This window comes from Pseudonocardia sp. T1-2H, assembly GCF_038039215.1.
In the GTDB taxonomy this organism is placed as follows: Bacteria; Actinomycetota; Actinomycetes; order Mycobacteriales; family Pseudonocardiaceae; genus Pseudonocardia.
In genome coordinates, this window is sequence record NZ_JBBPCL010000001.1 from 1,817,381 (window position 1) to 1,829,232 (window position 11,852).

General features: G+C 71.0%; 9 protein-coding genes and 3 pseudogenes. 2 read left to right on the forward strand and 10 right to left on the reverse strand.

Annotated features, from left to right (window positions below):
• Positions 1 to 49: 49 nt before the first annotated feature.
• Positions 50 to 340, reverse strand: coding sequence for a hypothetical protein (locus tag WBK50_RS09070; RefSeq protein ID WP_341335163.1), 291 nt, complete (start codon positions 338 to 340; stop codon positions 50 to 52).
• Between the two features lie 21 nt (positions 341 to 361).
• A complete protein-coding gene (locus WBK50_RS09075; RefSeq protein ID WP_341335164.1) occupies positions 362 to 1,381 on the reverse strand; it encodes a hypothetical protein in 1,020 nt (339 codons plus the stop codon).
• 132 nt (positions 1,382 to 1,513) lie between these two features.
• On the opposite strand from WBK50_RS09075, the gene WBK50_RS09080 reads away from it, so the two are divergent.
• Together WBK50_RS09080 and WBK50_RS09085 are read left to right on the forward strand one after the other, a co-directional pair.
• Entirely contained in the window at positions 1,514 to 2,755 is a 1,242-nt protein-coding gene (locus WBK50_RS09080) for a cation:proton antiporter (protein WP_341335165.1), read from the forward strand.
• Between the two features lie 58 nt (positions 2,756 to 2,813).
• On the forward strand, positions 2,814 to 4,124 hold the full coding sequence (locus WBK50_RS09085) for a DUF2254 domain-containing protein (RefSeq protein WP_341335166.1): 1,311 nt from the start codon (positions 2,814 to 2,816) through the stop codon (positions 4,122 to 4,124).
• Positions 4,125 to 4,266: 142 nt separating this feature from the next.
• On the opposite strand, the pseudogene WBK50_RS09090 reads toward WBK50_RS09085, so the two are convergent.
• From WBK50_RS09090 to WBK50_RS09120, 8 genes and pseudogenes are all read right to left on the reverse strand, one after another.
• Positions 4,267 to 5,472, reverse strand: a pseudogene (locus tag WBK50_RS09090) (chloride channel protein); the annotation flags it as partial.
• Positions 5,473 to 5,904: 432 nt separating this feature from the next.
• The gene (locus WBK50_RS09095; protein WP_341335167.1) at positions 5,905 to 6,507 is read right to left on the reverse strand and encodes a hypothetical protein; all 603 of its coding nucleotides are present in this window, start codon (positions 6,505 to 6,507) and stop codon (positions 5,905 to 5,907) included.
• Between the two features lie 106 nt (positions 6,508 to 6,613).
• A pseudogene (locus tag WBK50_RS35010) lies at positions 6,614 to 7,291 on the reverse strand (glucose-6-phosphate dehydrogenase); the annotation flags it as partial.
• A gap of 12 nt (positions 7,292 to 7,303) precedes the next feature.
• The gene (locus WBK50_RS35015) at positions 7,304 to 7,675 is read right to left on the reverse strand and encodes a GMC oxidoreductase (protein ID WP_445942346.1); all 372 of its coding nucleotides are present in this window, start codon (positions 7,673 to 7,675) and stop codon (positions 7,304 to 7,306) included.
• A 298-nt stretch (positions 7,676 to 7,973) separates the two neighbouring features.
• A pseudogene (locus tag WBK50_RS35020) lies at positions 7,974 to 8,423 on the reverse strand (GMC family oxidoreductase N-terminal domain-containing protein); the annotation flags it as partial.
• Complete coding sequence (locus WBK50_RS09110; RefSeq protein ID WP_341335170.1) at positions 8,339 to 9,796, reverse strand: NAD(P)/FAD-dependent oxidoreductase; 1,458 nt, start codon at positions 9,794 to 9,796, stop codon at positions 8,339 to 8,341. The pseudogene WBK50_RS35020 and the gene WBK50_RS09110, both read right to left, overlap by 85 nt.
• Positions 9,739 to 10,284, reverse strand: a complete 546-nt coding sequence (locus WBK50_RS09115; protein ID WP_341335171.1) for an NAD(P)/FAD-dependent oxidoreductase — start codon at positions 10,282 to 10,284, stop codon at positions 9,739 to 9,741. Before WBK50_RS09115 ends, WBK50_RS09110 begins: the two co-directional genes overlap by 58 nt.
• Complete coding sequence (locus tag WBK50_RS09120) at positions 10,281 to 11,852, reverse strand: glycoside hydrolase family 15 protein (RefSeq protein WP_341335172.1); 1,572 nt, start codon at positions 11,850 to 11,852, stop codon at positions 10,281 to 10,283. The genes WBK50_RS09115 and WBK50_RS09120 overlap by 4 nt, the downstream gene beginning before the upstream one ends.

Here is an 11,852-nt window from a genome sequence, read left to right on the forward strand (position 1 = left end):
CGTCGGCTCGCTGCCGCGCGAACACAGCCAGCGCACGCCCGAGCTCGTCCTACGCCGGCGTGTCCGCCGTCATGCCCGCCACCGTGGTGCGTTCCTCGTCGGGGCAGGTCAGCGCGACGATCAGGACGGTCCCGGCGTTGGTCTCGGTCTCGAGCAGGTCGGCGAGCGCGGGGAAGTCGAGACTGCGGATCCGGGTCTCGATCGCGGCGAGCCGTACCCGGGCCGCGGTGAGGTCGCGGTCGTGCTCGGCGGCGAGTGCGGCGCGCTGGTCGGCCTGGGCGTCGCGGTGGGCGCGGATCAGGGCCTGCACCCCGGGCGGGGTCGGGAGCATGGTGGGCATGGTCGTGCGCCTCCTGGCGGGTCAGCCGTCCTGGTCGGAGCTGCTCGTCGCATCAGAACCGCCGGCTCTGGGGGCCCGGCGGCGTCGGCCCGTTCGTGAGGTGGGCGGTCCGGACGCCTCTTCCGCACGGTTGGCCTTGTCGAGCTGGCGCCGGAGCTCGGCGAGTTCCTCGTCGTGGCGGCCGCGCAGGTCAGCGATCCGCTCCGCGGTCCGCGCGGCGGCATCGTCGACACGTTGCTGACCGTGGACGCGTTTCGCCTCCAGCTGCGCGCGTAGACCCTCGATGGTGGCGGTGGCGGTGGCGGTGGCGACCTGGGCCCGGGCCTCGGCGATCGCGTCGCGCTGGCTGCGGGCCTCCTCGCGGGCGGCGTCGAGCTGCTGGCCCAGCGCCGTGTTCGCGGCGTCGGCCCGGTCCGCGCGCTGCTCGGCCAGGTCGGTACGCCGCTCCAGCTCCGCCCGGCGTCGCTCCTCGGCGGCGAGCTGGCTGCGCAGGCCCTCGATCTCCGCGTCGAGCTCGCCGATCCGAGTGTCCTTGGCGGCGTTCTGCTCGCCGGCCTCGCGCAGCTGGTCCTTGAGGGCGTCGCGCTCCGCGGTGAGCATGCCGTTCGCGTCCTTCATCCGCACGAGCTCGTCGGCAACGTCGTCGAGATTGCTGCGGGTGCGGTCCCGCTCTGCCTCTGCCTCCTCGGCGGCGGCGAGGGCCTCCTCCGCCACCGCTTCGGCCTGCTGCTGGGCTGCTCGTGCGGCCGCACTGTCGGCGACCGCGATCCGCGCGGCCGCTTCTGCCCGCTCACGGGCGGCCTCAGCGGCGTCGACCTGGGCGCGGGCCTCCCGATGGGCGGCGGTGACCTCGGTGTGCGCGGCGTCCGGGTCGGTCACGGTGGCAAGGACGTCCTCGAACCGGCTGAGCATCTCGCTCATCCGCTGCTCGTGTTCGGTGACGGTGGAGCCGATCTCATCGCGCAGAGCCTCCAGCGTCTTCTCGACGGCCTGCTGGACGCCGGCTTGACGCTGACCGCCGTGACCGAGGAGCCCTCCCACCGGCCGGTGCATGCCTCGACGCGCGCGCCGTGGAACGGCCGGCGCGGACCGGGTTGAGCTTCACCCGCGGCGGATGACCGACCACGGGGACGGGCACGGGACAGTGCGGTCCGTCCGGGATCGAGGGGGGAGATGGACAATCTCGGGAGTGTGCTGAACAGCCTGGTGCTGGTCTGCGTCGTGGCCGCGCTGGCCCCGGTGATCGTGGCACTGCTCCCGGGACCGCGGGTGCCGCAGCTCGTGGTCTTGATCCTCGGTGGGATCGTGCTCGGGCCACACGGTCTCGGCGTGTCCGACCCCGGGGTCCTCATCCTCGTCGCCAACATCGGCCTCGGGATGGTTTTCCTGCTGGCGGGCTACGAGCTCGACCCGGCCGTGTTCCGCGAGCGCGCCGGGCGGCTGGCGCTGACCGGTTGGGTGATCACCGTTGTGCTCGCCGCCGGGTTGGTCGGCGTCCTCGCCGCGCTCGGTCTCGTGCGCGCGTTCGTACCGGTCGCCTTGGGTTTGACCACGACGGCACTGGGAACGCTGCTGCCGATCCTGCGCGAACACGACCTGCTCGCCGGGCAGTTCGGGCGCTACGTCCTCGCTGCCGGTGCGGTCGGCGAACTGCTGCCGATCCTCGGCATCGCGCTCTTCCTCAGCACGCAGAGTCAGTTCGTCGCGATCCTGTCGGTTGCCTCGGTCGGGGTGCTCGCCCTCGTCCTCTCCTTCGCGCCCCGGCTCGCGCGCGGCAACCGGATAGGGCGGATCGTGAAGGAAGGCGAGCACGCCACGTCCCAAACCACGCTGCGGTTCTCCCTCGTGCTGCTCCTGTTCCTGCTGGCGGTCGCGGCCGAATTCGGCCTCGACGTGGTGCTGGGGGCGTTCCTGGCGGGCATGGTGCTGCGCCGGTGGGCACCCGGTGACACCCACGCGCTGGAGGAGAAGCTCGACGCAGTCGGCTACGGCTTCTTCATCCCGGTCTTCTTTGTGGTGTCGGGGATGACCCTCGACCTGCACTCGATCATGGAGGCCCCGCTGCGGCTGGTGGTGTTCTTCGTCCTGCTCCTGGTCGTTCGCGGGCTGCCGGCGCTGGTGATCTATCGCAGGGCCCTGCCCATGACGCAGCGGCTACAGATGATGTTCATCACCGCCACCTCCCTGCCACTGCTCGTCGCGCTCTCCGAGATCGGGCTGCGGAACGGGACCATGCTGGCGGAGAACGCCGCCGCGCTGGTCGGCGCCGGCGTGTTGTCGGTGATCTTCTACCCGGCCATCGCCGTCGCGATCGGGGCCCGGAGAGCGGCCCGCGACCGCGTCGATCCCACCCGCGCGGCGCCGGGCGACAGGTCCGCACCCGACGAGCCGCGGTCCGATCCGTCCGCGACCTGAGCGAGACCGGGCCAGCCGAACCGGGCCGCGACGCACACCGTGTTCGAGGGGGTCCGACGTGAGAGACCGAGCGACGATCTGCGAGTACGTGACCGGCTCGCTGTGGGTGCTGCCCGGCTTCAGCGCCGTGCTGGCGTTGGTGGTCGGGTTCGTCCTGTCCCGCATCCGCATCGACCCGGAGTCGCCGTTGGCGTTCCAGGGCACCGCCGACGACGCGCGCACCCTGCTGGGCAACGTCACCGGCACGGTGGTGACCATCATCGCCCTGGTGCTCGGTCTGACCGTCGTCGCGCTGCAGCTGTCGTCGACGCAGTTCTCGCCACGGTTGCTACGGAGCTTCCTGCGGGACCGCCCGACCCAGGTCGTGCTCGGCACCTTCGTCGCGACCTTCGCCTACTCCGCGGCCGGGCTGTTCACGGTGGGGCTGTACGACGGGGCGCGCACCGAGGACTTCCCACGGCTGGCGGTCACCGGGGCGATCGCGCTGCTGTTCGCCAGCCTGGCGATGGTGGTGTACTTCGCGGCCCACCTCGCCCACTCCATCCAGGTCGACGTGATCGGCAGGCGGGTCGAGCGGAGCACCCTCGCGGTGGTGAACGGGCGGCTGGGCGGCGTCGAGGACACCACGGCCGGTCCTCCTGATTGGGCGGTTCCCCTGCTCGCCCCGAGGTCCGGATACATACAGTCCGCGCATCCGAAGCTGCTGGCGCCACTCGCGGGCCGACACGAGGTGCACATTCGGCTGCGGGTGGGGGTCGGCGACCACGTCGTGTCGGGAACGACACTCGCGTGGATGTGGACCCCGGCCCGGGACCGGCCCACGCCGGACCCGGCGGACGTCCAGCGGGCCGTCGCTCGCGCCGTGCGGATCGGACTCGAGCGCACCGAAGGACACGACGCCAGGCTCGGCATCCGACAACTCGTCGACATGGCATGCGAGGCGTTGTCGCCCGCAGTGAACGATCCCTACACCGCGATCCAGGCGATCGACCACCTCTCGGTGATCTTCTGCGCCCTCGCGGGTCGGCCCCTCGGCGACGACGTGGCCGTCGACCCGACCGGCCGCGGGGTGGTCGTCGTCCCCGGGAGGCGGTTCGGTGACTACCTGGCTCTGACCTGCGGGCTCATCCGCCGCTACGGCTGCGCCGAACCGACTGTGTCGCTGGCACTGCTCGGGTTGCTGCACGAATGCGCCGGCGTGGTGGCCGACGACCCGGCCCGGTGGGCCGCGATCCGCGAACAGGCCGACCTCGTCCTGGCGGACGCCACCCGGGAGACCGCGCAGCCGGCCGACCTCGCGCCCGTCGTCGCCGCCGGGGCCGATCTTCAGCGGCGGGTGGCACGGCACCGCTCGGCCACGTCTCCTTGAGTCCGCTCGCCGGCGGACCCCGGCGCCGCGGTCGAGCCGGCGGTCGGGCGCCCTCAGCCGGACGGATCCGGGTCCCCCCAGCGTCACGCCCCTGCCTGCGACGTGCGACGAGGTACTTCACCGCCTCCATGGTGAGGAACGAGGTCACGACGGCGATCAGGATCGGTGCGGTCTGCAGGGCCCCGACCTGGGTCAGGAAGGCGGCCAGCAGCACCATCGAGAACGGCGCCGCGGCGAGCGCCCCGGGGACGGCGGCGAGCAGGCAGGTGAACGCGAGACCCAGCGGCACCCCCGGCACCACCTCGTGCACGAGGACGCCGAGGGTGCCTCCGATGAACAACGCCGGGAAGATCGGCCCACCCACGAACCCACTCGCCTGGCTGACCGCGAACGTGAGCTGTTTGGCGAACACGAGGACGACGAGCAGGCCCACGCCCAAGTTCCCGGCATCCTGGAGCACGGTCTTGAGCTGATCACTCCCGGTGAACATCGTCAGCGGCAGTGCCACGCCGACGACCCCGAACACCACACCACCCAGCGTCGATCGCACGATCCCCGGGAGCTTCACCAGGTCGAACAGCCGCGCCGCCCCCTGGACGAACGCCACCAGCACCGTCACCACCAGAGCCGCGAGCAGGCCCAGGGGAATCGCCGCCGCCAGCTGCCAGTCCTCGAACGCGTACGGCGGCACCTGGTAGGCGTCGAGGAACACGGCTCCGGCGATGACGAAGTAGATCCCGAACGAGACGCTCGAGGCGACGATCTCGCCGACGAGGGCCTTGGCGAACCGGTGGCCACCGGGGCGGGCGAGCTCCAGGATGAACATCACCACGATGACCGTGCTGGAGAACAGCCCGCCGTAGGCGCCGGCGAAGCCGGACAGGGTGGTCAGCTGCGAGTCCTCACGGCTGAGCCGGCGTCTCCGAGAGATCCAGCTGCCGGCGCCGCCACCCAGCGAGCCCAAGGCCTTCTCCGGGCCGAGGCTGGCGCCGCCGATCAGCGACACGGCCGAGACGACCGCGACCCCCGGCACCAATCGCGGCTCGACGTGCCCGGCCTTCAGGTCGTCGATCAGGCCGGGGATCTGCTCGGGGAGGCGGGTCAGGCGGCGCAACAGCCCCACGACGAGGCCGGCAGCCGCGGTGACCGCCACCCACCACCACTGCCCGCCGAACCAGCCCGGGTCGGAGTCGACGTACCAGCGGCCGCCGAACCCGATCACCCCCATGAAGACCAGCCCGGCGAACGCGCCGAACACCCCCAGGGCCACCGCATAGCCCGAGAGCACCCAGAACTCCCGACTCTGAGTGAACGACAAGTCCGGAGCCGGTTCGGACGGTGCACTCATGAGAGCCCTCTCAGCGCCGGGACGGCGTCCGCTTCCCGCTCGTGGGGATGAGCAGAGCTGCGAACCAGCCAGATATGGCCGCGCCGCCGTGTCCTGTGGCTCTGGCCATGGAGATCCTCGGGGTCACTGGTCGCGGTGCTGCATACCCCGGGCCATGGCCAGATGCAGCGGCGACCAAGCAGCTCTGACCGCACGACGGCTCGGGCGTGCCGCCCGTTTCTCGTGGACTGCCGAGGCTCGGCCGCAGGGCAGCCGGCCCGTTGTCCCGTCAGCGTGGAAGCAGGGACCCGAGCGTCCCTCACCCCGTCGAGGTGAAACGGCCCTACGTGCGGGCCACGCCAGAGTCGAATCCGGCCAGAACCGGCCGGAACTGAGTCGTTCTGCCGGCTGCGAGGCCAGACCGGGGAGGAAGGTAAGGACATTGATCCAGCGTCAGCCAACGGGGTCGTACCAGTAGTGCCCGTCGGGCAACAGGGCGTCGGCCTCCTTCGGCCCCCAACTGCCGCGCGAATAGGTGTGCACCGGGACGACGTCGTCGAGCACCGGATCGACAACCTTCCAGGCGGCCTCCACGGCGTCCTGTCGGGCGAACGGCAGCCGGTTGCCGTCCAGCGCGGCCCCGATGAGCCGGTCGTAGGGACGCATGTCCGAACCTGGTTCTTGGGCGAATGCCAGCTCCTCGGCCTGCGGGACCCGACCCGCGCCCGGCTTCTTGCCGGCCAGGCTCAGGACAATCTGGGCTTCGGGCCAGATCCGGAACCGCAGCGCGTTGGCCGGTACCGGGTCGGAGCTGCCGAAGATGTCGTGTGGCGGGTGGCGGAACTGGATGCTCACCTCGGTCGCAGTGACGGGAAGTGTCTTGCCGGCCCGGATGAAGATGGGGACGTCCGCCCAGCGCCATGAGTCCATGGCGAGCCGGACCGCGACGTAGCTTTCCGTGGTCGACGTCGGGTCGACGCCCGACACGTCGCGGTAGCCCTCGTACTGGCCGCGGACGATGTCGGCCGGGGTCAGCGGACGCAGCGCATCGATCACCCGGGCCTTGGCGTCGAGCCACGAGTCGACGCCCTGCCCGGTCGGGGTCGGCCAGCACGCTGGCCAGCACCTGCAACATGTGGTTCTGCACCACGTCGCGGATCGCTCCGGTGCGGTCGTAGAACCGGCCGCGGTCGGCCACGTCGAACGCCTCGGCCATGGTGATCTGGATGCCGGCGACGTGGGTGCGGTTGAGGAGGGGCTCGAGGATGGAGTTGGCGAAGCGGGCGACCAGCACGTTGTTGAGCGGGTCCAGCCCGAGCCAGTGGTCGACCCGGTAGACCCCGTCCTCGGGGAAGAACCGCTGCATCGTGTCGTTCAGCTGCTGCGCGCTGGCCAGGTCGGTCCCGAAGGGCTTCTCCACCATCACGCGGGCGCCGTCGGCGCGTCCGACCTGGGAGATGCCCTGAGCGATGCGCCCGAACAGGACCGGCGGGACCTCCAGGTAGAACAGCGTCCGGGTCCCGCTACCGATCTCGTCCGACATCGCCGCGTAGGTGGCCGGGTCGTCGAGGTCGCCGTCGACATAGCGCAGCAACCCGAGCATCGTCCTGGCGGAGGGGCTGTCCGGGTCCATGCCGTTGAGCTTGAGTGATGCGGCGGCGTAGTCGCGGAACTGGTCGAGTTCCCAGCCGCTCTTGGCCACCCCGATGACCGGCACCTTTAGCACGCCCCGGTCGACCAACCCGACCAGAGCGGGGAAGGTCTCCAGCTTGGCCAGGTCACCGGTCGCGCCGAAGATGACCAGTGCGTCTACCCGGTCCACTTCTGCTGTCTGTGTCATGTGAATCTCCTGTCATCCGAGTCGGTCGATCAGGTGGTCGCCCACGCGCAGCGCGTTCGCGATGGCCGTCAGCGACGGGTTCACCGCGCCGATGCTGGGGAAGAAGCTGGTGTCGACGACGTAGAGGTTGTCGAGCTCGTGGGCCTTGCAATTGACGTCGAGCGCCGAGCTTCTCCGGGTCGGTGCCGAACCGGACGGTGCCGGCCTGGTGCGCGGTGGCGCCGATCGGCATGCCTTTGTGCATGTAGATGCTGTGGTGCAGCAGGTGCTTCTCGTGCATGCCCAGGTCCCCGAGCCTGCTCTGCAGCTGCATGCGCAACCGCTTGAGGCCCTCGACGTTGTTCTTCTCGTCCAGCGCGAGGTGGATGCCGCCCTCGCGATCAAGGGTGACGCGGTTGTCCGGCTGCGGGAGGTCCTCGCCGCACAGCCAGAAGTCGACCGCGTGGTGGGCGAGCTCCTCGAACGGCATCTCCGGGGAGAGCGCGCCGGCCCAGCGCGGGGCGTTGGCCCGGACCTGTTCGGCGTCGGATTTGCCCAGCATCTGCACCCCGCCGAGCGGGTAGTCGAAGTCCTCGGATCCCAGGTACCAGTCGTTGATGGCGAGGGTCTTCTGGAACCGGGTGGGGTTCGGGTCCTTGGACACCGCCATCAGGGCCAGGTTGTTGTGCCGCATGTAGTGCCGGCCCACCACGCCGGAGCCGTTGGCCAGGCCGTTCGGGTGCCGGTCGTTCGCGGATGCCAGCAGCAGGACCGCGGAGTTCACCGCGCCGGCGGACACCACGACGATGTCGGCGCTGAACCGGGCGGTGGACCCGTCGCCGAGCTCGGCGACCACGGTGGTGACCGTGCGGCCGCCCGGATCGGTCTCCAGACGCCGCACGTGGGCGTCGGTGACCAGGTGGACGCCGTCGTGCTCGAGCGCGGGATCGACGCAGATCACCTGGGCGTCGGCCTTGCCCTTGACCAGGCACGGGAAGCCGTCCACCCGGTCGCACCGGATGCAGACGCTGTCGTGGACGGCCCGACCGTGCTCGTCCTGGGTCAGGTTCACCCCGATGGGCAGGTGGAAGGGGTGCAGGCCCTGCTTCTCCAGGTCGTCGGACAGCTGCTGGATCCGCGGCTCGTGCTGCACCGGCGGGTAGAGGTACTCCCCGCTGACCGGGCCCTCGGTGGGGTCCTCGCCGTGGCGGCCGTGCACCAGGTAGAGCTGTTCGGCTTGCGTGTAGTACGGCTCGAGGTCCTGGTAGCCGATCGGCCAGGCCGGGGAGATGCCGCCGTGGTGGCGCAGCTCGCCGAAATCCTGCGGGCGCAACCGGAACAGCGCCGCCCCGTAGAACTTGGTGTTGCCCCCGACGTAGTAGTTGACCTCCGGGGGAACTCGGCGCCGTGCGCGTCGTACCAGAACTCCGGGGCCCGGTACTTGCCCTTCACGAACACCGCCGTGGAGTCCCAGTTGTCCCGCTCCCGGGGCAGGTAACCGCCGCGTTCGAGCAGCAGCACCTGTTTGCCGGACGGTGCGAGCCGGTGGGCGAGGGTGCCGCCGCCGGCGCCGGTGCCGATGATGATCACGTCGTAGTGTCGGTCGGTCACGTCCATCTCCCTCGAGTCGGTGTGCGCCTGCCGGGCTGGGCCTGCTGCGTTCTCACGTCGCGCGGGGGTGTCGGCGGGTTCGGGCCGGTCGAGCGAGATGTGGGGGACGTCCCGGTCGTCGCCGCCCCACGCGATCCGCCGCGGTGCCGACGACGCCTCGACCGTGGCGGAGTGGTCACGCTCGAAGTAGTCCCAGGCCCACGCCAGGAACGCGTCGGTCCTGCTGTGCACGCCGCTGATCAGCATCGCGTGCACCCCGAGCCACGCCGCGAAGGCGAGCGGGCCCTCGACCTGGTGGCGGTGCTTCCCGACCTCGGCGACGGCGGCGTCCCGGCCGATCATCGCCATGATGCCCTTGTCCTTGTACCGGAAGGGCTTCACCGGTTGGTGCCGGAGCTCGCGCAGGATGTTCTCCGCCGCCCACAGGCCCGACTGCTGTGCCACGGAGCCCAGCTGGGGCAGCGCCGGGGCGCCCTCCGCGCGCGAGGGGATGTTCGCCACGTCACCCACGGCGTACACGCCCGGGTGGCCCTCGACGGTCAGGTCGCGCCGGACGTCGAGCCGCCCGCCGCGACCCAGGACCGACCCGAGCGTCTGCGCGACGGCCGCGCCCGACTCCCCGCCGCCCCACACCACGGTCCGCGCCGCGATCGTCGTCGCGTCGTCGAACTCGACCCGGTCGGGGTGCACGGCGGTGACCCCGGTCTCGAGCTTGACCTGCACACCCACCTCGGTGAGCTTCCGGAGGGCGTAGTCGTGCGCCTTGCGGGAGAACTGCCCGAGCAGCACCGGTGAGCGGTCGACGACGGTGACCCTCCCGGCGGGGTCGAGGCGGCCGGTCCTCCGCAGCGCCCGCATCAGCTCGGCCAGCGCCCCGGTGGTCTCGACCCCGGTCGGGCCGCCCCCCACCACCACGACGTCGAGCGCACCGGGCTCGGCGGAGCCGCCCCCTCCATGGCCTCCCGCAGCAGCCGCTGCAGGTGCAGGCGCAGCCGCTCGGCGTCGGCCACGGAGTACAGCGGGAAGGCGTGCTCGGCCGCCCCGGGCACCCCGAAGAAGTTCGGCCGGGCACCCGCAGCCAGCACCAGGTGCGAGCCGGTGAGGGTCCGCCCGTCGGACAGCACCACGCTGCGGTCGGCGAGCCCGGCACGGGACGCCTCCGCGGTGACCACGGATACCGACGGGTAGTCCGCGAAGATCGCCCGGTGTGGCCTGGCGATGTCTTCGGCGGGAAGCTGTGAACTCGCCACCTGGTAGAGCAACGGCTGGAACTGGTGGTAGTCGTTGCGGTCCACCAGCACCACGTCGATCCCCTCGTCACCTAGCTTCCGCGCACAGGCGACGCCGGCCAGTCCACCGCCCAGGACGAGGACCCGATCGGCCATGGTGTCGGTCCCGGTCATCCCGTCCACTCCTCGAGCCGGTCGGCGAGGATGATCCGGGCGGCGGCCTCGATGAGGGCGAGGTGGGAGAAGGCCTGGGGGAAGTTGCCGAGGTGGCGGGCGCGGTCGACCTCGAACTCCTCGGCGTAGAGCCCGAGCGGCGAGGCGATCCGCAGGAGGCGTTCCATCAGGTCGGTGGCCCGCTGCATCTCCCCGACGATGGTCAGCGCGGACACCAGCCAGAAGCTGCAGATGAGGAAGGTCCCCTCCTTGCCGGAGAGGCCGTCGTCGGTCTCGCCGGTGACGTAGCGCAGCACGAAGCCGTTCTCGGACAGCTCCGAGGCGATGGCGTCGACGGTGTTCTTGATCCGCTCGTCGCTCCCGGGGAGGAAGCCGAACAGGGGGGCGAGCAGGGTAGAGGCGTCGAGCGCGTCGGTGTCGTAGTGCTGGCGTAGGACGCCGCGGTCGCTGACGCCGTGCGCGAGGATGTCGGCCTTGATCTCCTCGGCGGTCGCGGCCCAGGTCTGCTGAAGTACCTCCTCACCGCGGATCTCGGCCAGTTTGGCGGCCCGGTCCAGGGCGACCCAGCCCATCAGTTTCGAGGACACGTAGTGCTGGGGTTTCCCGCGGGCTTCCCAGATTCCCTGGTCCGGCTCACGCCAGGCCGCGATGGCGCCCTCCGCCTGGGACCGCACCAGGGGCCACAGGCGCCGTGGCAGGCGCCGGCTACGGCGCGTGTGCAGCAGGATGGCGTCGAGTACCGCTCCGAAGACGTCGTTCTGTCGCTGGTCGAACGCGCCGTTCCCGATCCGGACCGGATGCGCGCCCTCGTACCCGGAAAGCTCATCCCGTGTCGACTCGGTGAGGTCTCGCCGGCCGTCGATCCCGTACATGATCTGCAGGCTGCCGTCCTCGGTCGGTTCGACGTCGGCGACGAACTGCATGAATTCGTCGGCCTCCCAATCCAGGAGCAGGTAGTGCAGCGCCTGCAGCGTGAAGGTGCTGTCCCGCATCCACGTGTACCGGTAGTCCCAGTTGCGCTCGCCGCCGGGCGTTTCTGGCAGTGAGGTGGTCAGTGCGGCGACAGTGGCGCCCGTGGGCATGTACGTCAGGCCCTTGACTGTGAGCGCTGATCGTTCCAGCGGGTGCCGCAGCGGGTGGTCGGGGATGCGCGCTCGGGCGAGCCAGTTGCGCCAGAACCGGACCGTCGCCTCGATGCGCGCGGCGGCGTCGGCGATGTCGGTGGGACAGGCGAGACCGTCGGCCCACGACAGTGCGCAGAAGGCCTGCTCGCCCTTTTCCAGCACGTGGCGGGCGCGGGCGGAGCTTCCTTCGATGCCGATCGACATGTCGGTGCTCAGCCGGAGGGTCTGCCCGGCACCCGCGGCGTCGGCGGAGTGGCCCGCGTCATCGACCAGCGTCCACCCGGCGGCTTCCCGGCCGTAGTCGAACGCCGGTTCGCAGACCAGTTCGATCTCGACGGACCCTTCGAGGCACTCCACCGTCCGCACGAGGAGGTGCTCGGCATCGTCGTCGGCGGGCGGTCTGGTGTGCGGGGTGACCGTGTCCGGCCCCTGTCGCGGCCCCAT

What these genes read in the sequence shown, in the direction of transcription:
- WBK50_RS09070 (WP_341335163.1), bottom strand. Translation starts at nt 340, where the DNA reads ATGCCCACCATGCTCCCGACCCCGCCCGGGGTGCAGGCCCTGATCCGC.
- WBK50_RS09120 (WP_341335172.1), bottom strand. Translation starts at nt 11,852, where the DNA reads ATGGGGCCGCGACAGGGGCCGGACACGGTCACCCCGCACACCAGACCG.
- WBK50_RS09080 (WP_341335165.1), top strand. Translation starts at nt 1,514, where the DNA reads ATGGACAATCTCGGGAGTGTGCTGAACAGCCTGGTGCTGGTCTGCGTC.
- WBK50_RS09115 (WP_341335171.1), bottom strand. Translation starts at nt 10,284, where the DNA reads ATGACCGGGACCGACACCATGGCCGATCGGGTCCTCGTCCTGGGCGGT.